The organism is Micromonospora sp. NBC_01699 (assembly GCF_036250065.1).
Classification (GTDB): domain Bacteria; phylum Actinomycetota; class Actinomycetes; order Mycobacteriales; family Micromonosporaceae; genus Micromonospora_G.
In genome coordinates this window covers 6,018,245-6,038,302 of the sequence record NZ_CP109199.1, presented here as the reverse complement: position 1 = coordinate 6,038,302, position 20,058 = coordinate 6,018,245, and the positions used below count along the sequence as shown (strand labels likewise).

General features: G+C 70.8%; 18 protein-coding genes and 1 pseudogene. 11 read left to right on the top strand and 8 right to left on the bottom strand.

What is annotated here, in order from left to right:
• Positions 1-79 precede the first annotated feature (79 nt).
• Positions 80-1,024: an aa3-type cytochrome oxidase subunit II gene (ctaC, locus tag OG792_RS24480; protein ID WP_329102642.1), complete on the top strand. Its 945-nt coding sequence runs from the start codon at positions 80-82 to the stop codon at positions 1,022-1,024.
• An 8-nt stretch (positions 1,025-1,032) separates the two neighbouring features.
• Positions 1,033-1,458: a cytochrome c oxidase subunit 4 gene (locus tag OG792_RS24475; RefSeq protein ID WP_329102640.1), complete on the top strand. Its 426-nt coding sequence runs from the start codon at positions 1,033-1,035 to the stop codon at positions 1,456-1,458.
• A 240-nt stretch (positions 1,459-1,698) separates the two neighbouring features.
• Here the strand turns inward: OG792_RS24475 and trpD are convergent, their stop codons facing one another.
• The 3 genes from trpD to OG792_RS24460 all read right to left on the bottom strand — a co-directional run bounded on the left by trpD (position 1,699) and on the right by OG792_RS24460 (position 4,474).
• A complete protein-coding gene (trpD, locus tag OG792_RS24470; protein ID WP_329102638.1) occupies positions 1,699-2,766 on the bottom strand; it encodes an anthranilate phosphoribosyltransferase in 1,068 nt (355 codons plus the stop codon).
• A 92-nt stretch (positions 2,767-2,858) separates the two neighbouring features.
• Positions 2,859-3,269: a hypothetical protein gene (locus tag OG792_RS24465; protein ID WP_329102636.1), complete on the bottom strand. Its 411-nt coding sequence runs from the start codon at positions 3,267-3,269 to the stop codon at positions 2,859-2,861.
• Positions 3,270-3,427: 158 nt separating this feature from the next.
• Complete coding sequence (locus tag OG792_RS24460) at positions 3,428-4,474, bottom strand: cytochrome c oxidase assembly protein (protein ID WP_442932301.1); 1,047 nt, start codon at positions 4,472-4,474, stop codon at positions 3,428-3,430.
• 109 nt (positions 4,475-4,583) lie between these two features.
• Here OG792_RS24460 and ctaE point away from each other — a divergent pair, with 109 nt between their 5' ends.
• The 5 genes from ctaE to OG792_RS24435 all read left to right on the top strand — a co-directional run bounded on the left by ctaE (position 4,584) and on the right by OG792_RS24435 (position 9,813).
• Complete coding sequence (gene ctaE / locus OG792_RS24455; protein ID WP_329102633.1) at positions 4,584-5,183, top strand: aa3-type cytochrome oxidase subunit III; 600 nt, start codon at positions 4,584-4,586, stop codon at positions 5,181-5,183.
• A 74-nt stretch (positions 5,184-5,257) separates the two neighbouring features.
• Positions 5,258-6,166 (top strand): cytochrome bc1 complex diheme cytochrome c subunit, encoded by a 909-nt coding sequence (gene qcrC / locus OG792_RS24450; protein ID WP_329102631.1) that lies wholly within the window; start codon positions 5,258-5,260, stop codon positions 6,164-6,166.
• Positions 6,163-7,251, top strand: a complete 1,089-nt coding sequence (gene qcrA / locus OG792_RS24445; protein WP_329102629.1) for a cytochrome bc1 complex Rieske iron-sulfur subunit — start codon at positions 6,163-6,165, stop codon at positions 7,249-7,251. Before qcrC ends, qcrA begins: the two co-directional genes overlap by 4 nt.
• Positions 7,248-8,861 carry a cytochrome bc1 complex cytochrome b subunit gene (gene qcrB, locus OG792_RS24440; RefSeq protein WP_329102627.1) on the top strand — a complete coding sequence of 538 codons (1,614 nt, stop codon included), beginning with the start codon at positions 7,248-7,250 and terminating at the stop codon, positions 8,859-8,861. The genes qcrA and qcrB overlap by 4 nt, the downstream gene beginning before the upstream one ends.
• A gap of 253 nt (positions 8,862-9,114) precedes the next feature.
• Positions 9,115-9,813, top strand: coding sequence for a DUF4142 domain-containing protein (locus OG792_RS24435; RefSeq protein ID WP_329102625.1), 699 nt, complete (start codon positions 9,115-9,117; stop codon positions 9,811-9,813).
• Positions 9,814-9,930: 117 nt separating this feature from the next.
• Here the strand turns inward: OG792_RS24435 and OG792_RS24430 are convergent, their stop codons facing one another.
• The 5 genes and pseudogenes from OG792_RS24430 to OG792_RS24410 form a co-directional block, all read right to left on the bottom strand.
• Entirely contained in the window at positions 9,931-10,218 is a 288-nt protein-coding gene (locus tag OG792_RS24430; protein ID WP_329102623.1) for an Lrp/AsnC family transcriptional regulator, read from the bottom strand.
• A 28-nt stretch (positions 10,219-10,246) separates the two neighbouring features.
• Positions 10,247-11,110 carry a nucleotidyltransferase family protein gene (locus OG792_RS24425; RefSeq protein ID WP_329102621.1) on the bottom strand — a complete coding sequence of 288 codons (864 nt, stop codon included), beginning with the start codon at positions 11,108-11,110 and terminating at the stop codon, positions 10,247-10,249.
• 83 nt (positions 11,111-11,193) lie between these two features.
• Positions 11,194-11,703: pseudogene (locus tag OG792_RS24420) on the bottom strand (NUDIX hydrolase); the annotation flags it as partial.
• Positions 11,704-11,756: 53 nt separating this feature from the next.
• Positions 11,757-13,568 (bottom strand): RelA/SpoT family protein, encoded by a 1,812-nt coding sequence (locus OG792_RS24415; RefSeq protein WP_329102619.1) that lies wholly within the window; start codon positions 13,566-13,568, stop codon positions 11,757-11,759.
• A 131-nt stretch (positions 13,569-13,699) separates the two neighbouring features.
• Positions 13,700-15,520, bottom strand: coding sequence for a DEDD exonuclease domain-containing protein (locus OG792_RS24410; RefSeq protein ID WP_329102618.1), 1,821 nt, complete (start codon positions 15,518-15,520; stop codon positions 13,700-13,702).
• Positions 15,521-15,646: 126 nt separating this feature from the next.
• Between OG792_RS24410 and OG792_RS24405 the strand changes: the two genes are divergently transcribed.
• The 4 genes from OG792_RS24405 (at position 15,647) to OG792_RS24390 (ending at position 19,987) form a co-directional block, all read left to right on the top strand.
• On the top strand, positions 15,647-17,047 hold the full coding sequence (locus OG792_RS24405; RefSeq protein WP_329102616.1) for an NYN domain-containing protein: 1,401 nt from the start codon (positions 15,647-15,649) through the stop codon (positions 17,045-17,047).
• 226 nt (positions 17,048-17,273) lie between these two features.
• Positions 17,274-17,513 (top strand): hypothetical protein, encoded by a 240-nt coding sequence (locus OG792_RS24400; protein ID WP_329102614.1) that lies wholly within the window; start codon positions 17,274-17,276, stop codon positions 17,511-17,513.
• A gap of 69 nt (positions 17,514-17,582) precedes the next feature.
• Positions 17,583-18,842, top strand: a complete 1,260-nt coding sequence (locus OG792_RS24395) for a M48 family metallopeptidase (protein ID WP_329102612.1) — start codon at positions 17,583-17,585, stop codon at positions 18,840-18,842.
• Entirely contained in the window at positions 18,839-19,987 is a 1,149-nt protein-coding gene (locus OG792_RS24390; RefSeq protein ID WP_329102610.1) for a glycosyltransferase family 4 protein, read from the top strand. The genes OG792_RS24395 and OG792_RS24390 overlap by 4 nt, the downstream gene beginning before the upstream one ends.
• Positions 19,988-20,058 lie beyond the last annotated feature (71 nt).

Sequence of the window (20,058 nt, the reverse complement as noted above, 5' to 3'; positions counted from 1 at the left end):
TAATCTGCGACCGTCGGTGACGCCTTTGCTGTTGGTACGGAAAACAGACACCAGCGGCGCGCTAGGGAGGCAGGACCAGGTGGTCGCAAGGGGTTCAGATGTACGGCCCACGGCCGGAAGGCGCAGCCAACGGCGTAATGCCGTCCGGTTCGCCGGGCTCGGTGTCGGTGGCGCGGCGCTGCTGACCCTGCTCACCGGCTGTGACGTCGGCAAGGCAGTTGACGGCTTCGGTTGGCCGCAGGGCGGAATCACGCCGCAGTCGCACCGGATGTACGACCTCTGGATCGCGTCGGCGATCGCCGCGCTCGCGGTCGGTGTATTCGTCTGGGGCCTGATCTTCTGGTGCATCATCCGTTACCGCAAGCGCGGTGACTCGCTGCCCGTGCAGACCCGGTTCAACATGCCGATGGAGTTCCTTTACACCATCGCGCCGGTTCTCATCGTGGCGGTGCTCTTCTACTACACCGCGATCATCCAGACCGATGTCGACCGGACGTCGAAGAACCCGGACGTGACCGTCGAGGTCGTCGCGTTCAAGTGGAACTGGCAGTTCAATTACCGCGACGGCATCGGCGCGGACGCGAACACGGTCGCGTCGACCCTCGGTACCACCGAGGTGATCCCGGTCCTGGTGCTGCCGACCGGTCGCAGCATCCGGTTCGAGGAGACCAGCAAGGACGTCATCCACTCGTTCTGGGTGCCCGAGCTGCTCTTCAAGCGGGACGTCTTCCCGGGCAACGTACGCAACGTCTTCGAGGTCGACCGGCTCACCACCGAGGGCGCGTACGTCGGCCGTTGCGCCGAACTGTGCGGCACCTACCACTCGATGATGAACTTCGAGCTGCGGGTCGTCTCGCCGGAGGAGTACGACCAGTTCCTGGCGGCGAAGAAGGCCGGTCAGTCGACGCAGGACGCGTTGACCGCGATCGGTGAGGACCCGCTGGCCACCACGACCGAGCCGTTCAAGACCCGGCGTGACGAGAACAACTTCAACAAGACCAGCGCTACCGGCGTGGGAAGCTGAGGACGGGCATGAAGTCTGAGTGGCGCCTCTTCGGCATCCTCGCGGTCTTTCTGTTCATCGCGACCTTCGTCTACGCGGGTTGGACCGATGGCCAGATGGGCCACGTCGACTGGGTCGGCAGCACCGCGCTGGCGCTGTCCACCCTGCTCCTGTTGATGTGCGGTGGTTTCTTCTGGTTCGTCTCCCGGCGGATCGACCCGCGCCCGGAGGACCGGCCGGACGCGGAGATCGCCGAGGGCGCGGGGGAGATCGGCTTCTTCAGCCCCGGCAGCTACTGGCCGTTCGGTCTGGCCGTGTCAGCCAGCATCGTCGGCCTCGGCCTGGTGTTCTGGCAGTGGTGGCTGATCGGGGTCGGTGGGCTCGCGATCATCTTCTCCACCTGCGGCCTGCTCTTCGAGTACTACTCCGGCACCCGGCGCACCGCCGAGCACTGAGCCGGCCCCGGTAACACCCGACGTACGCGCTGAAGCCGTCGACCGGGGACCCGTCCCGGTGGTTCGACCTCCTTGGTCGACCACCGCCGGATCCCCGGTCGACGGCTTTCGGCTTCGTCGTCGGGGCGGCCGGTAGGCGCGCAGCCTGACGCCTGCCGGGGCGCACAGCGACCGCGCGCAGCCCCGCAAAAGAGCTGGTAGGGCCGCGAAACGGGCTGCCGAGGGGTGATGGGGGCGGGGTCAGCCCTCTTCGGACGCCTTGGCGGTCGTGGCGACCTCGATCCAACGGTCGAGGGTCCTGGCTGCGGCGCCGGAGTCGATCGACTCCTCGGCGACCCGCAGGCCCTCGCGCAACGAGGCGGTCAGATCGCCGTCCAGGCGGCCCCCTGCGGCGGCCAGCGCGGCGGCCGTGTTGACCAGCACCGCGTCCCGTACCGGTCCGCGTTCCCCGGCGAGCAGCCGGCGGGCCGCGTCGGCGTTGAAGGTCGCGTCGCCGCCGCGCAGGTCGCCCGGGGCGGAGCGGGGCAGGCCGAGGTCGACCGAGTCGAGCACGGTCTCGGTCACCCGGCCGTTGCTGGCGATCCACACCCGGGTCGGCGCGGCGGTGCTGAACTCGTCCAGCCCGTCCTCGCCGCGCAGCACCAGCACCGAGTCGCCACGGGCGGCGAACACGCCGGCCATCACCGGCGCCATCCGCTGGTCGAAGCAGCCGACGGCGGCGGCCCGTGGGCGGCCCGGGTTGGTCAGCGGGCCGAGGAAGTTGAAGGCGGTCGGCACGCCGAGCTCCCGGCGCGGGACCGAGGCGTGTCGCATGCCGGGGTGGAACCGGGCGGCGAAACAGAAGCCGATGCCGACCTCGGTGACACACCGGGCGACCCCGGCCGGGCTGAGGTCGAGCGGGATGCCGAGGAATTCGAGCAGGTCGGCGGCACCGCACGAGGAGGAGGCGGCCCGGTTGCCGTGCTTGACCACCCGTACGCCGGCCCCGGCCACCACCATCGCGGTCATGGTGGAGATGTTGACCGTGTGCGCCCGGTCGCCGCCGGTGCCGACCACGTCGACCGAGCCGGCCCGGATCTCGTCCGGCAGGTCGACCAGCACCGCGTTGGAGAGCATCGCCTCGACCAGGCCGCCCAGCTCGGCGGAGGTCTCGCCCTTGGCGCGCAGCGCCATCGCGAACCCGGCGATCTGGACCGGGGTGGCCGACCCGGACATGATCTCGCCCATCGCCCAGGCCGTGTCGGCGGTGGACAGTTCCTCCGCACGCAGCAGCGCGGCGAGAAGGTTCGACCAGGTCCGTTCGCCCACGGTGGGCCTCCCGAGCGGGGGTTGGGATACGGGCTGTGGCGGAGCGTCCCCGGTGGGTCCGACCGCGGCGGGGCGGTCGGGCCGGTCCAGCGTCAGGCCGCGGTGCTCGCCCCGCTCGCGCGTACGCGCAGCAGGTCGGCGACGGTCCGGCCGGTGGTCACCGGGTCGAGCGGGTGCACGAGGGTCGCATCGACCTGGGCGTACGCGGCCAGCCAGCGGTCCGCCGCACGGGCGATCACGACGCAGGTCGGCGGGGAGTCCTCGCGGTCGTCCTTGATCTGCCGGGCGATGCCGATGCCACCGGCCGGGGTCGCCTCGCCGTCGAGCACCATCAGGTCGATCTCGTAGGTGTCGACCAGCCGGACGCACTCGGCGTAGCTGGACGCGTCGACGAACTCGACCAGGAGGTCGCTGGCCGGACGGGTGCCCACGGCGGAGCGCATCCGGTCCCGGACCTGTAGGTCGTCGCTGTACAGCAGGACGGTGTAAAGGCGTTCGGTCATCGGTCCCAGGGCTCCCAGGTCGTAGCTGCCCGCTGATCGTACCGGTCGCCGCCGGGCGGGCCGGTTCCACCCGTGGACCGGGGCCGCCACCGCCCGGATGACGGGACCGGGCGGCCGTCCGCCGGGCCCGTGATCAGTCGGGTGCGGGTGCGGGTGGGTCAGCCCGATGCGCTGCTCGACGTGGTCGGGGCGGGGGCACCACCGGACGGGACCGGGGCGGGCGGGTCGACCTCGCCGGGTCCGCCGGGATCGGTGGCGGCGGAGGCGGAGGCGCGTTCTCGGGCCTCCTGGCGGTCGAGTTCCCGGTCGACCCGGCGGGCCTCGCGCTCGGACTGGCGCATCCACTGGAGTACCAGAACCGCGATCATTGTCACGCTGACGAACTCGCCACCAGCCCAGAGGATGCCGCCGGCGACCTTCTGGTCGGCCCACGGGTCGGACCAGTCGAGGGCGAGCGAGGGGTACCAGTCGCCGCCGAAGAGGGTGGTGCTCTGCATCACGGTGAGCCCCAGCACGGTGTGGAACGGCACCGAGAGCAGCATCAGCAGCGCCCGCGCCGGGTACGGCCAGCGTCCCGGCAGCGGGTCCAGCCCGACCAGTGGCCAGAAGAACAGGCAGCCGGTGAGGATGAAATGGGCGTGGATCAGCTCGTGGGCCCAGGCGTGTTCGAGGGTGAAGCGGTAGAGGTCCGTGAAATAGAGCACGAACGGGTTCACCACGAACAGGCCGAAGGCGAACAGCGGGAAGGCGAGCACCCGGGCCACCCGGCTGTGCACCACGGCGAGCAGTCGGCGACGCGGCGCACCGGTGAGCGTACGCAGAGCGAGGGTCATCGGGGCGCCGAGCGCCAGGAAGATCGGCGCGATCATGGACAACACCATGTGCTGGACCATGTGTACGGACAGCAGCGACGTGTCGTACGCGTGCAGCCCGCTGACCGTGACCGCCGCTATCGAGCCGAGTCCGGGGCCGATGAACAGCACGGTTCGGGAGACCGGCCAGTGGTCGCCGCGTACCCGTAGTCGGTGAACGCCGTACAGGTAGAGGCCGGTGGCGAGCACCAGCCCGACCGCGAGCCAGCTGTCCAGCCTGGTCTGGCTGAAGATCGCGGAGACGGTGAACGGGGGCGGACCGGAGCCCTCGCCCGAGGCCAGGGTCGGCGTCAAGGTCGAGGTGAGGGTGTGGATCGGATCGACGCGCAGCACGTTTTTCAGGCTAGGCCAGTCGAACCGGGCAGGGTCAGCTACCCCGGAACTCGTGCCGGTTTTGCCACCCCGAGGATCGCGGGTGCTGATCGGGGGCAATAATGACCGCGTGACAGCGGCCCCAGCCATTGACAAGAGCCGGATCCACTCTCTGACGCGTCCCAACATGGTCAGCGTCGGGACGATCGTGTGGCTCTCCAGCGAACTGATGTTCTTCGCGGCGCTCTTCGCGATGTACTTCTCCATCCGTGCGGCTGCCCCGGAGCAGTGGGAGAAGCACACCGAGGTGCTCAAGGTCCCGTACGCGACGACGTTCACGGTGATCCTGGTGTTGTCCTCGGTCACCTGCCAGCTCGGCGTGTTCGCCGCGGAGCGGGGTGACGTGCACGCGCTGCGGCGCTGGTTCACGCTCACCTTCGTGATGGGCCTGATCTTCGTGCTTGGTCAGCTCAACGAGTACCGCAGCCTGGTACACGAGGGCGTCAAGATCAACGCGGACGGCTACGGGTCGATGTTCTATCTGACCACCGGCTTCCACGGCCTACACGTCACCGGTGGTTTGATCGCGTTCATCATCTTCATGATGCGCACCACCATGGGTCGGTTCACCCCGGCTCAGGCCACCTCGGCGATCGTCGTGTCCTACTACTGGCACTTCGTCGACGTCGTGTGGATTGCGCTGTACGGCATGATCTACTGGCTTCAGTGATCATGGCGCCGTCACCTTGCGCGCCGACGCCCCGTCCCTGAGAAAAGGTCGAGACACCGTTAAGGACACAGGCCATGACTTCTGACACCCCCAGCGCGCGATCCGGCGCGGCCAGCCCCGACGCGGGCGGCCCCGGGACGCGGGCCAGCCGGGGCGATCGCCAACGCGGCATCTTCGCGCGCCTGCGCAGCGGCCGGTCCGCGCCGCGCAGCCGGGGCCGCCGGCGGCTGGGCGCCGCGGTGCGCCTGGTGGCCGCCCTGATCCTGGCCGGCGGTGCCTACACCGTGTTCGCGCCGGGTTTGCAGGCGCAGGACACCCCTCAGCTTTCCAGCGCGGCCCAGGAGGGCAAGGCGCTGTTCGACGTCAGCTGCGTCTCCTGCCACGGCCGCAACGCACAGGGCATCGAGGGCCGCGGGCCGAGCCTGGTCGGCGTCGGTTCCGCCTCGGTCGAGTTCCAGGTGGGTTCCGGCCGGATGCCGCTGGGCCGCCAGGAGGCCCAGGCCGAGCGCAAGCCCCCGGTCTTCAACGAGGACCAGACCACCCAGCTCGGCCAGTACGTCCAGGAACTCGGCGGTGGGCCGCAGGTGCCCGAGCGCGAGGACCTGCGGGCCGGTGGCGACGTCGCCGAGGGTGGCGAGCTCTACCGGATCAACTGTGCCGCGTGCCACGGCTTCGGCGGCGGCGGTGGTGCGCTGTCCTCGGGCAAGTTCGCGCCGAACCTGAAGCCGGCCACCGACCGGCAGCTGTACGCCGCGATGCTCACCGGACCGCAGAACATGCCGGTCTTCGGTGACAACCAGATCCGCCCGGAGGAGAAGGCGGACATCATCGCGTTCGTGCAGGAGACGCTGAAGCACGAGCAGGACCCGGGTGGCTTCTTCAACCTCGGCCGGTTCGGGCCGTCCACCGAGGGTCTGGCCATCTTCCTGGTCGGCATCGTCGCGCTGGTCTTCACCAGTCTCTGGATTGCGGGGAAGTCATGAGCACCGGCACCGCGCACGGGGCGGCCGAGCAGGACGAGCTCGACCTGCACGACCCCCGGCTGTCGAACTTCGAGGTCATGAAGGAGGGCGCGCGTCGGGACGGCATCGAGATCGTCCACTACGAGCCGCCGTTCCCGATCCTCGGCACCAAGGCCGAGCGTCGGCTGACCCGTACGATTTCGTTGTTCTTCCTGCTCACCGGCCTGTTCGCGACCGCCTTCCTGGCGATCTACATCTGGTGGCCGTGGGAGTACAAGCCGGGCTCCGGCGACGACAAGATCTTCACCCCGCTGCTCGGCCTGACCCTCGGCCTCGCGCTGCTCGGTGTCGGCTTCGGCATCCTCGCCTGGGGCAAGAAGCTGCTGCCGAAGGAGGTGTCGATCCAGGGTCGGCACGACGGCGGCTCGGACCCGACCGACCGGAAGATCGCCGGTAGCACGATCGTCTACATGGCCGAGGAACTCGGCTTCAAGCGCCGGCCACTGCTCGGCTTCGCCGCGCTGGCCGGGCTCGCCCCGGTGGGTCTGGTGGCGGCGGCGCCGCTGGTCGGTGGTCTGATCCAGCAGCCGCACAAGAACAACCAGATGTTCACCACCGGCTGGGCTCCGGCCGACGGTGGCAAGAAGATCCGGCTGACCCGCGAGGACGGCACGCCGCTGCGCCCCGAGGACGTCAGCGCCGGTGGCCAGCTCACCGTCTTCCCGGGCATCGAGGACGGCGTCAGCAACAAGCACGCCGACTCGCCCACCCTCCTGATCCACCTGCGCGAGGACGACGCCCGCCGGGCCCAGATCGCCAACGAGGACACCGGGCACGCGAACTACATGTGGGGCAACTACATCGCGTTCTCGAAGATCTGCACGCACGCCGGCTGCCCCGCGAGCCTGTACGAGCAGCAGACCAACCGGCTGCTCTGCCCGTGTCACCAGTCGCAGTTCCTGATCACCAGCAACGCCCGTCCGGTATTCGGGCCCGCCAGCCGTCGCCTGCCTCAGCTGCCGATCGAGGTGGACGAGGAAGGCTTCTTCGTGGCGAAGTCCGACTTCACCGAGACCGTCGGGCCAGACTTCTGGGAGCGGCCGTGAAGCGCCGAAAGTTCGACGTAGCAGCGGTGCCGGGCAAGGCTGCCGGCGAGGTCGACGACCGGCTACAGGTGGCCACCCCGTTGCGGGCGCTGCTGAACAAGGTGTTCCCGGACCACTGGTCGTTCCTGCTGGGCGAGATCGCGCTGTTCTCGTTCGTCGTACTGCTGCTGACCGGTGTGTTCCTCACCTTCTTCTTCGAGCCGGCGATGACCGAGGTCACGTACAACGGCAGTTACGCGCCGCTGCGCGGGGCGCACATGTCGGCCGCGTACGCCTCCACCCTGGACATCTCGTTCGATGTCCGCGGTGGTCTGATCATGCGGCAGATGCACCACTGGGCCGCGCTGCTGTTCATGGCGTCGATCGTCGTGCACATGCTGCGGATCTTCTTCACCGGCGCGTTCCGCAAGCCGCGTGAGCTGAACTGGATCATCGGTACGCTGCTGTTCTGGATCGGCTTCCTGGCCGGCTTCAGCGGCTACTCCATCCCGGACGACGGCCTGTCCGGCACCGGCCTGCGGATCGCCTCGGCGATCATGCTCTCCATCCCGGTGATCGGTTCCTGGCTCACCTCGTCGATCTTCAACGGCGAGTTCCCCGGCGACATCATCATCAGCCGGTTCTACATCGCCCACGTGCTGCTGATCCCCGGTCTGCTGCTGGCGCTGATCAGCGCCCACCTCGGTCTGATCTTCAAGCAGAAGCACACCCAGTGGCCCGGCCCCGGCCGGACCAACAGCAACGTGGTCGGGGAGCGGATGTTCCCGCGCTACGCGCTGAAGCAGGGCGGCTTCTTCATGATCGTCTTCGGCGTGATCGCGCTGCTCGGCGGTCTGTTCCAGATCAACCCGATCTGGCTCTTCGGCCCGTACGAGGCATGGGTGGTCTCCTCGGCCAGCCAGCCCGACTGGTACGTCATGTTCCTCGACGGCTCCACCCGGTTGATGCCGGCCTGGCAGATCAACATCCCGATCGGTGACGGGTACGTCATCCCGCCGCTGTTCTGGCCGACCGTGGTGCTGCCGGGCATCCTGACCATGTTGCCGATCTTCTACCCGTTCATCGAAGCGCGGTTGAACAAGGACAACAAGATCCACAACCTGTTGCAGCGTCCCCGGGACAACCCCAGCCGTACCGCGCTCGGTGCGATGGCGGTCTCGTTCTACCTGGTGCTGACGCTGTCCGGGGCCAACGACGTCATCGCCGACAAGTTCTTCATCAGCCTGAACGCGATGACGTGGGCCGGTCGGATCGGTCTGCTCCTGGTGCCGCCGCTTGCGTACTACGTCACCTACCGGCTCTGCCTGGGTCTCCAGCAGCACGACCGCGAGGTGCTGGCGCACGGCGTCGAGACCGGCATCATCCGGCGGCTGCCGGACGGTCGGTTCATGGAGGTCCACCAGCCGCTGGCCGACACCGACGAGCATGGCCACGGCCAGCTCGACTACGTCGGCTGGGTGGTCCCGAAGAAGATGAACCGCCTCGGCGCCCTCGGCCCGGCGATCAGGGGCTTCTTCTACCCGATCGAAAAGCCGGTAGAGGCCCCGGTCTCCCCCGGCCACCCCCCGGTAGAACCCCTCGACCGCGAAGAAATCACCAGCAAACACTAACCACCCCACCCCCACCTCTAACGTGGCGCCCGCCAAACCCCGGCGGGCGCCACGCCCCTTTCCCACCCCCACCCCCAGACCCCGTGCGTTGATCATGAAGTTAGCGACCATGATCCGGCCTCCGGAGGTTGTTAACTTCATGATCAACGAGCCGGGGGGCGGGGTGGGGCGGAGGTGGGTGGGGGAATTGGTTGCGTGGGGGGTGGGGAACGGGGTACGCGGGGGTTGTCCAACGATGCGAGGGGGGAAGCACATGTTGGCTGTCAAACGCTTGGGGATAGGTGCCGGTCTGGCGATGCTCGGGTTGGTGCTGGTGAGCGTGGCGCCGGTCAGTCCGGCACGCGCGGCGGCGCCGTCCCAGCAGGATTCGCAGTATCTCCAGGCGATCCACCAGGCCAATCTGGCCGAGATCGCGACCGGGAACCTGGCCCGACAGAATGGTACGAACAAGCAGGTCCAGGACCTTGGGTCGAAATTCGTGATGGATCACGCCCAGTTGGATAAACAGGTGCAGAGCACGGCTTCGTCCACCGGGGTGACCCTGCCGGACTCGCCGACCCCGGACCAGCAGGCGGTCCTGAGCCAGTTGCAGGGGACCAGCGGTGCCGCCTTCGACACCCAGTGGATCTCGGCCGAGCTGACCGCGCACCTGAAGAACATCCAGGCGACCCAGACCGAGCTGGCGCAGGGCTCGGATCCGGCGGTCAAGAAGGTGGCCCAGGCCGCCCTGCCGAAGCTCCAGATGCACTTCGACGAGTTGCTGCAACTGGCCCGGAAGCTGGGCGTACCGGTGCCGGCCAACCCGTCCGTCGGCCCGACCCCGAACCCGAGCGCACCCAGCCCGGGTCGCTCGTCGGGATCGCCGAGCACGAGCCCCAGCCCGAGCCCGACCAGCACCGGCAACGAGCCCGGTCCCGGATCGACGCTCTCGCCCAACCCCGGGGTCAGCTAGCCGTCGGCTGACACCGCCTCGGGGCGCCCCGCTCGGTGGCGTCGACCACCACCCGGAGCGGACCACACCGCCCGCCAGCAAAGCTGCTGGCGGGCGGCGTGTTGTCAGCGGGCTGGGTCAGTCCGCGTCGGCGAGGCCGATCGCGAACGCCTCCTCCAGGTCGTGCTGGGAGTAGGCCCGGAAGGCGATGTGCGACTCGGTGTTCATCACACCGGGCACCTTCGAGATCCGACCCGCGATCACCTCGGCGATCTGGTCGAACTCGCGTACCCGCACCACGGCGATCAGGTCGACGTTGCCGGCGACCGAGTAGACCTCGCTGACCCCGGGCTGGGCGGCGAGCGCCTCGGCCACCTCGGGAATCGAGTCGGTCGCGCAGTCGATGAGGACGATCGCGGTGATCACCGTCGGGCTCCTTTCGTGGACCTGCCGCTCATGCTAGAGGGTCACCGACGGTCACGGTCAGCTCGTGGCCGACCCGGACGGCGTCCACCAGGCACTCGCCCTGCGCCACCACGCCGCCGGGCCAGACCACCGACCGGCGTACGGTGCCGCGTATCTCGGCGCCGGCACCGATCACCGCCCGGTCGAGCCCGCCGGTCACCGTCGCGGTCGGATCGACCAGGCTGCCGCCACCGGCGGCGTGCAGGTTCGCCGCCAGGTAGTCGCCGGGCGTGCCGGTGTCCAGGTACGTTCCGGCGTACGGGACCACGGTCAGCTCACCGGCAGCCTCGGCCGGCCGCCACACCGCCCGGACCAGTTCGGCCGGCACCACCGGCAGGTCGCGTACGTAGTGCCAGGGCAGCAGCGAGAAGCCGGCGAACCGGTGACCGGCGAAGCCGTACGGGTCGCTCGGGTTTTTCAGTGGTTGCCCGAGCAGGCGTACGGTCCGGCCGTCCCAGTCGGCGAGCAGCGCGGCGATGTCCGGCCCCGGTACGGCATCGGGGTCGGCCAGGTAGCTGTCGGCGTTGCCGACCAGCACGCCCCGCCCGTCGATCCAGTCGCGCAGGTTCGCCACCCCACCGGCGGTGCCGAGCGGTGCACCGGGCTCGACCGAGAGGTGGGCCCGCCCGCCGACCTGCCGGACCACCTGGTCGCCGAGATAGCAGGCGTTGACCGCGAGCCGGTCGGGGCCGGTGAAGCCGAGCGCGGCCACCCGGTCCAACGCCCGTTCCAGCAGCGGTACGTTGCCGATCGGGCAGAGCGCCTTCGGCACGTGCTCGGTCAGCGGCCGCAGCCGGGTGCCCTCACCTGCGGCCAGGATGATCGCGCAGACGTCGGCCGGTACGCCGCTCATGCCGCGGGTCCGGAATCGGTCCGTCCCGGCTCGTCCGCGCCCGGTCCACCCGCTGGCGCACCGGCAGCCGTCGCCCCACCCGTCGGCGCCCCGGCGGCCAGCGGGCCGATGTTGTAGCGGCCGAGCAGCCGCGCGGTTGACGTGGTCAGCCGGGGCAGGTCGTCCAGCGGGAACCAGGCGGCCTCGTAGACCTCCCCGCCGTCGACCTGAAGCGGGGTGCTGGCGGCCGGCACCGATGCCTCGAAGACACAGTCGACCCAGCCCTTCAGGTGGATCACCGCGTTCGGGGTGGCGGGGCGCAACTGCTCCGGCGCCAGCCGTACGCCGGACTCCTCGTACAGCTCGCGGGCGGCGCCGACGATCGGCTCCTCCCGGTGCTGGAGCAGCCCGGCCGGCAGGCTCCAGCCGTTACCGGGCGGTTGGCGCAGCAACAGCAGGCGTCCGGGCTCGGGCGCGTCCGTGTCGTAGAGCAGGGTGACCGCGCCGACGATGTACTTGGGTACGGCCAGCCGGACCAGTTTCCGTCGTACCGGGTGGGGCAGCCGGTAGAACGCGCGGTAGAACAGGGCCCGGGTCGCTCGACGGGTGATCACAAAACCAGGCTAGAGGTCGGCGGCGTGGTCGTGGGCAACCGGGGCATGAAGCGTCACTCGGGCTGGTCGACCAGGGCGATCAGCCGGTCGACCACCAGGTCCGGCTCGATCGCCCGGTCGACCACGGCGACCAGCAGGGTTTCGAGGTCGGGATAGCCGAGCTCCTCGGAGAGCCGGCGCAGCGGCAGGTCGTTGGCCAGGCCCCGATCGTGCTTTCGCAGGGTCAGCCCGATGGTCGCGCGGCCGAGGCGTACCTTGTCCGCGATCGAGATGCCCGGCTCCTGGTGTTCGGCGAAGAACCGGTTGATCTGCATTTGGGCGTGCGGGGACTTGACGAACTCCAGCCACTCCCGGCGCGGCCCGGACGGCTCGGTCGGTACGTCGAGGTCGCCGTGCCCGTCCGCCTCGGTGAAGATCTCGACCACGTCGCCGTCGTCGAGCGGGGAGGCCAGCGGCACCAACCGCCCGTTGATCTTCGCGGCGAGACAGTGGTCGCCCTTGTGGATGCTCAGCTCGTAGGCCAGGTCGACCGGGGTGGAGCCGTCCGGCAACACGATCTGGCGGCCCTCGGCGAAGACCTGGATCTGGCTCTCGGCGAGGTCGCCGCGCAGCGACTGGAGGAACTGCGCCGAGTCCGAGGTTTCCTGCTCCCAGTCGAGCACCCGGCGCAGCCAGTCGAGCTGGTCGACGTTGGAGCCGCTACCACTGCTACCGCCGCTGCCGCTGCCGCCGGACTGCGGGAACCGGAACTCGGCGGCGATGCCGTACTCGGCGGACTGGTGCATGGCCTTGGTCCGGATCAGCACCTCGACCGTGCGTTCCTCCGGGCCGATGACGGTGGTGTGCAGGGAGCGGTAGAGGTTGTTCTTCGGCGAGGCGATGAAGTCCTTGAACCGGCCAGCGACCGGCCGCCACAGGCCGTGGATGGCGCCCAGTGCGGCGTAACAGTCGGTGTCCGGACCGTCCACCACGATGGCGATCCGGGGCAGGTCGAACGGGATCGAGTGCTCCCCGGCGACGGTGTCCTTCCAGATCGAGTAGTAGTGCCGGGGGCGCGCCTCGACCATGCTGACCAGCCGGTTGCGGCGCAGCACCACCCGAGCCCGGCCGACCACGTCCTGGAGGTAGCTCGCCCACCGTGGACGGTTGTTGACGTGCTCCTCGATCCGAGAGTATTGCTCGGGTTCCAGGTGCATCAGCACCACGTCGTCGAGCTCGCGCTTGAGCGCCTGGATGCCCAGCCGGTCGCAGAGCGGGACCAGCACGTCCAGGGTGCCGCGGGCGATCCGGGCCCTGGATGCGGGCGAACGGACCCCGAGCGTACGCATGTTGTGCAGTCGGTCGGCCAGCTTGATGATCAGCACCCGGACGTCCTTGCCGGCCGCGATGATCATCTTGCGGATGGTCTCCGCCTCGGCGGCCTTGCCGTAGAACGCCTTGTCGAACTTGGTCACCCCGTCGACCAGGTGCGCCACCTCGGGGCCGAACTCGTCGGTCAACGCCTGGAGCGTGTAGCGGGTGTCCTCCACTGTGTCGTGCAGCAGCGCCGCGACCAGGGTGGTGGTGTCCATGCCCAGGTCGGCGCAGATCTGCGCGACCGCCAGCGGATGCGTGATGTAGGGCTCGCCGCTCTTGCGGAACTGCCCCCGGTGCATGTTCTCCGCGATCGTGTAGCCCCGGCGGAGGACCACAGTGTCGGCACTCGGGTGAATGCTGCGATGGCTGCGGGCCAACTGGGTCACCGGGTCGTCCTCCGCCGGGGCCCAGGACAGCAGCGAACGCAACCGTCTGGTCAGCGGTAACTCACCCGGCCGGGTCGTCTGGGCGCCTCCGAGAGCGGCGCCGTGTCCGGCGTCGACGTCCACGCGGAGACACCTCCTCAACCCGGCTCCCACACGGACCGGCGAGGTCGTACGGGAGCAGCCCGAATGAAACGGGCAGGACTGCACTTCCTTAACAGCCTAGTTGGGCGGACGTAGTCCGATCGGTCAGTTGCTCATAGGCGTTCGGTCGAGAGTTGGGCGGAGGACGCCGACTCGGCCTTCGCGAGCAGGTCCCGGAACCGTGCCGCGCCGCGTACCGGCGACGCCCAGCCGGCGGAAACCTCGACCAACCGGGTCTCCGGTCGCTCCAACCAGGCCAGTATCCGCTCCGTCTCCTCCGCCGACGCGTTCGGTACCGGACCGTGACCGGGCACCACCGTCTCCGCGGTCGCCCGGACCAGGTCGAGCACCGGCCGGGGATGCACCCCCGGCGCCGCGGTGGCCGCCCCGGCCAGCCGCCCGTGCCGGACCACCACCAGCTCCCAGCCGCCCGCGTCGGTGCGCCGGGCCGCCGCCAGCTCGCCGATCGAGGTCAGCCCGGACAGCCGCTGCATCCGCAGGGTGGCCCGGAGCACCGCGGTCAGCCGGCCCCGTACGGTCGCCGCCTCCTCGTAGCGCTGCTCGCCGGCCAGTGAATCGATCCGGGCCAGCAACGCGTCGACCACCACCTGCGGATCCTCCCGGGTGGCAACCCGCAGCGGGATGGTCGCGAGACGCTCGTACTCCTGCGGGGTTATCCGGTGCTCGCAGGGTGCCGCGCACCGGCCCAGCTCGGCCAGCGCGCAGGCCGGCGTCGTCGTGCGGGCGGAGAGCTTGTGCGTGCACTGGCGCAGCGGCACCGCGTCGTGCAGGCCCGCTGCGGCCAGCTCCGCGCCGCGCCGAGAGGAAAACGGACCCAGGTAGGCGTCGTCGTCCGGCGCGAGCTGCCGGACCACGGACAACCGGGGGTACGCCTCCGTCGTCAGCTTCAGCCACACCTTCCGTTCGGGGAACTTCGACCGCCGGTTGTACGGCGGCGCGTGCGCCGCGATCAGCCGCAGCTCGCGGACCTCGGCCTCCAGCGCGTGCGCGCACTCGACCGCCTCCACCCGCTCCGCCGCGGCCAGCATCTCCGACATCCGGGCCCGCTTCTCCGCCGCCGTGAAGTAGCTGCGCACCCGGCTCGCGATGTCGACCGAGGTGCCCACGTAGAGCGGCCGGTCGTCGGCGGCCCGGAAGATGTAGACCCCCGGCACCTTCGGCAGCCCGTCGGCGAGATAACGCTTGCGCCGCTGGGTAGGGGTGACCGCGCGGGCGAACTCGATGGCGTCGCCGAGCGTGTGCACCCCGTGCCCGCCCAGCCGGGCGATCAGCCCGTGCAGCACGTCGACCGTGGCCAGCGCGTCGTCCAGCGCCCGGTGACTCGGCTGCCGGGACGTCCGGAAGTACGCGGCCAGCGTGCCCAGCTTGCGGTTGGGCACCTCGTCGCGGGTCAGCACCCGACGGGCCAGCGCGGCGGTGTCCAGCACCCGAGGATTCGGCCACGCCTGCCCGAGCTGGGCACAGGCGGCCTTGAGGAAACCCACGTCGTACGGCGCGTTGTGGGCCACCAGCACCGCGCCCCGGAGGAACTCCAGGAAACTCGGCAGCACCTGCGCGATCCGGGGCGCCGGCAGCAGCATCGCCTGGGTGATCCCGGTCAGCACGGTGATGAACGGCGGGATCGGCTGGTCCGGGTTGACCAGCGTGGCCAACGTGCCCAGCTCGGCGCCGCCGCGCACCTTGACCGCGCCGATCTCGGTGATGCCGCCGCCGTCCGGGGCACCACCGGTGGTCTCCAGGTCGACCACCACGAACGTGGTCTGGAACAGCGGCAACTCGTCCGGGGTCCCGGTGCCGCCCAGTAGGCCGTCCAGGGTGCCCTGGACGTAACCGGGGCGGGCGCCGGCCTGCTCCGACCCGGTCCGGGGCCGGGGCGGCCCCGGACGGGGCGCGATGGGCTCGGGTTGTGCCATTCGGGCAGGTTAGGGTCTGGGTACGACACATCCGCACCATCCGTACCGCTGGTAACAGCCGATCTACCACAAGAGATCATCTGAGTCATCGGGCGCACCTGGCGTCGGCGGTGGGAGACTTGGCGCATGCCCCTCAGCGAACCGACCGACGACCGCCTCCCCGAACCGGGGGTGGCCGCCGTGCCGGCCGTCGACGGGGATGGTGAGCAGGACGAAGTCCTCGACCTCGAACCGGAGCCCGTACTGCCCGAACCGGTCCGGCAACGGATCGTCGCGCTGACCGCCGTCGCCCTGTCCGGCCTGCCGAACGAGGAACTGCCCGTACCGCTGCGCCGGGTGGCCAAGTTCGCGCCCAACCGCCGGGCCCGGCTCGGCGCCCCGATGATCGCCGGCCAACTCGCCGGCGACCCGCTGTTCCGGCAACGGATCACCAAACGGGTGCTCGGCGACGCGGGCGAGCTGGGCGCGGCCGTACTCGCCGGCACCGCCCCGGCGGCAGCCGACCCGGTGGAGGTCGCCGCGCTCGCGTACCTGGTCCGCCCGCGCGGCTGGCGCGGCCTGGTCGAGGCGGCCGGGGTCGCGGTCCGGGCCGAGGCGGACAGCGCGGTGGTCGCCGAACTGGTCCGGGAGGCCGAACAGCGGGCCACCCGGGCCGAACACGACCGCGCCGTCGCCCGGGTCGAGGCCGACAAGCTCCGCGACGAGCTGGCCCGGGTCCGGGAGGAACTGGGCCAACTCCGCGAGGAGTCCCGGGTGCTGGGCCGGACGCTGCGCGAGTCCCAGGCCAGGGAACGCAAGGCGAGCGAGATGCTGGCCACCGAGAAGGGCCGGGCCGCCCGGATCGGCGCCGATCACGACGCCGAACTGCGCCGCCTGCGGGCCCGGCTGGCCGAGGCCGAGGCGGTCGCCGGTGCCACCCGGCAGACCGCCAAGGAGGCCCGCTCGGTCGACGACGCCCGGCTCTGGCTGCTGCTGGAGACGATCGGCCAGGCCGCCGTCGGGCTGCGCCGGGAACTGGCGCTCGACCCGGCCGACCGGATGCCGGCCGACTACGTCGCCGAGGCGTTCGCCGACCGCCCGGCGTCGGCCACCTCCGCCCGCGCGCTGGACACCGACGACCCGGCCCGGCTCGACGAACTGCTCGCCATGCCCCGGGTGCACCTGGTGGCGGACGGCTACAACGTCACCAAGCGGGGCTTCGGCGAGATGTCGCTGGAGCAGCAGCGCAAACGCCTGATCACCGGCCTCGGCGGACTGGCCGCGCAGACCGGTGCCGAGGTCACCGTGGTCTTCGACGGCGCCGAACGGATGCACGGGCTGCCACCCGCGCCGCGCGGCGTACGGGTGCTCTTCTCCCGCAAGGGCGAAACCGCCGACGACCTGATTCGCCGCCTGGTCCGGGCCGAACCCGCCGGCCGCCCGGTGATCGTCGTCTCCTCCGACCGCGAGGTCGCCGACGGCGTACGCCGCCACGGCGCCTACCCCCTCGGCGCCGACTCCCTCCTCCGCCGCCTCTCCCGCTCCTAACCCCCGCCCCCGCCCCCGCCCCCCGCACCGGCGCGCTCCGCGCGCCGGTGCCGCGTGCACTAATACAGAGAATTAGTGGTTATTCATCGCTGGATAGCCACTCATTCTCTGTATTAGGGGCGGTCGGGAGGGAGGGGGGTGGGTTTGTCGTACCTGGGGCTTAGTGTCGGTGTTACTGAGGGTGGTTGGGGTGCAACTGGCTCTGGCCGTACCGTTAGGAGGAGCGATGCTTATCGACTGCGACAGTTGCATGGTGCGGGGGGCGGGCTGTTCCGACTGCCTGGTCAGCGCCCTGATCGACCAGCCTGCGGCCGAGGCCGGGCTGACCGCGGAGGAGCACCGGGCGATCGAGGTCTTCACCCGGGCCGGGTTCGAGGTGTCGGTGCTGTCCGGGCCCGAGCCCGCCGCCCTGCCACTGGTCCGCGACGCCCGCGCCGGCCGGGGTCGGCGCCGCCGGGTCGCCTGACCCGTTTCCCGCGCTGACCGGGGCTTAGGATGGGCCGGCGCGCACGGGCAAACGGGAGGAGCGACACGGATGACGCCTCGGGGGTGGGCGGTCGTGACGCTCGTCGCGCTGGTGGTCCTGCTGGCCGCCAGCTCGGCCCTGCTGGTGCCGTGGCACCGGCCACCGGCACCCCGCGCCGACCAACTGGCCGCCCTGCGTGAACTGGCCCCGGACGAGGTGACCCGCGCCCGAGCCTTCCGCGACGCGCTGCGCCCCGGCTCGTACGGCGCGCTGCTCGTCGGCCTGCTGATCGCCCTGGTGCTCGGCCTGACCCCGCTCGGCGGCAAACTGATCGACCTGGTCAGCCGCCCGTTCGGGGACCACTGGATCGCCCAGGCGGTGCTCGGCGGGTTCGCCGTGTTGCTCGTCGCCGACCTGGTCACCCTCCCGTTCTCGGCCTGGCGGCACGCCGTGGTGGCCCGCTACGGCCTGTCCACCCAGAGCTGGGCCGGCTGGGGCGTGGACCTGCTCAAGTCGTACGCGGTCAGCGCCGTGATCGGAGCGGTCGCGCTGCTCGGCTTCTACGCCGTCACCCGGTACGCCCCGCGCTGGTGGTGGGCGCTCGGCGCGGCCGGTGCCGCCGTACTGGTGGTGCTGCTGTCGTTCGTCCTGCCGGTGCTGGTCGAGCCGGTGTTCAACCGGTTCACCCCGATGGCGCAGGGACCCCTGCGTACGGAGCTGATGGCACTGGCCGAACGGGACCGGGTGCCGGTACGCGACGTACTGGTCGCCGACGCGTCCCGCCGAACCCGCGCTGTCAACGCGTACGTCTCCGGGTTCGGCCCGACCCGCCGGATCGTCGTCTACGACACCCTGCTGCGGGAGGCGACACCGGACGAGGTGACCAGCGTGGTGGCACACGAACTCGGCCACGCCAAGGACCAGGACGTGCTCGCCGGCACGCTCACCGGTGCGCTCGGCGCGGCGGCGGCGGTGACCGCGCTCTACCTGCTCGGCTCGTGGGGCGGGCTGCTCCGGGCGGCCGGCGTCGACTCGATCGCCCAACCGCGCGCGTTCGCGCTGCTATTCGCCGTCGTCGCGGTGGTCGGCCTGGTCAGCAACCCGGCCCAGGCACTGCTGTCCCGACGGGTCGAGGCACGGGCCGACGCGCACGCACTCGACCTGACCGGGGATCCGACCACCTTCGAGGCGATGCAACGGCGGCTCGCCACGGTGAACCTGGCCGACCCCGACCCGCCCCGCTGGGAGTACCTCTACTCCGCCTCCCACCCGTCGACGGTGGAGCGGATGGCCGCCGCCCGCGCGTACGCCCGGAACGAGGGCCGGTGAACCGGACCCTGGTGATCACGAACGACTTCCCGCCCCGGGCCGGCGGGATCCAGTCGTTCGTGCACAACCTCGCCGTACGCCAGCCGACCGGCTCGATAGTCGTCTACGCCTCCACCCATCCCGGCGCCGACAAGTTCGACGCCGAGCAGCCGTTCGAGGTGGTCCGCGAGGCAACCGGGATGCTGCTCCCGACGCCCGCGGTCGCCCGGCGAGCGGCCAGGCTTGCCGTCGAGTACGGCTGCGACACGCTCTGGTTCGGTGCCGCCGCCCCGCTCGGGCTGCTCGCACCGGGCCTGCGTCGGCGGGCCGGGATCGAGCGGGCGGTGGCGCTCACCCACGGCCACGAGATCGGCTGGGCCGCGCTGCCCGGCGCCCGCGCCACCCTGCGCCGGATCGCCCGGGGGCTGGACGTGACCACCTACCTCGGCGAGTACACCCGGATCCGGCTCGACCGGGCCCTGCGCGACCTGACCGAGCTGCGCCGGCTGGCGCCCGGTGTCGACGTCGACCTGCACCACCCGGAGATCGACGCGACCGGGCTGCGGGCCCGCTACGGACTCACCGACCGACCGGTGGTGGTCTGCGTGTCCCGGCTGGTGCCGCGCAAGGGACAGGACACGCTGATCCGGGCGTTGCCGCAGATCAGGCGCCGGGTGCCGGACGCCGCACTGTTGATCGTCGGCGGCGGGCCGTACCGGTCGACGCTGGAGAAACTCGTACGCGAGCAGAACCTGTCCGCGGACGTGGTGTTCGCCGGCAACGTCGAGTGGCGGGACCTGCCGGCGCACTATGCGGCCGGCGACGTGTTCGCGATGCCGTGCCGGACCCGCAACCGTGGTCTCGACGTCGAGGGGCTCGGCATGGTCTTTCTCGAAGCCTCCGCGACCGGCCTGCCGGTTGTCGTCGGGGACTCCGGCGGCGCCCCGGACGCGGTACGCGACGGCGAGACCGGCTACCTGGTCGACGGCCGGAACCTGGCGCAGCTCGCCGACCGGGTCGCGACCCTGCTCGAAGACCCGGCATCGGCCCGGCGGATGGGTGCCGCCGGTCGGGCCTGGGTGGAGCGGGAGTGGCGTTGGGAGTTACAGGCAGACCGGCTGGCGGACCTGCTGTACCCCGGCGGTTTCCGGCCCGGCACCGCCTAGACACACGACGGTGTCCAGTTCGGCGGCCACCGCGCCGTCCGTCTCGGCCCGGACCGCGACTCCGGCTGGCC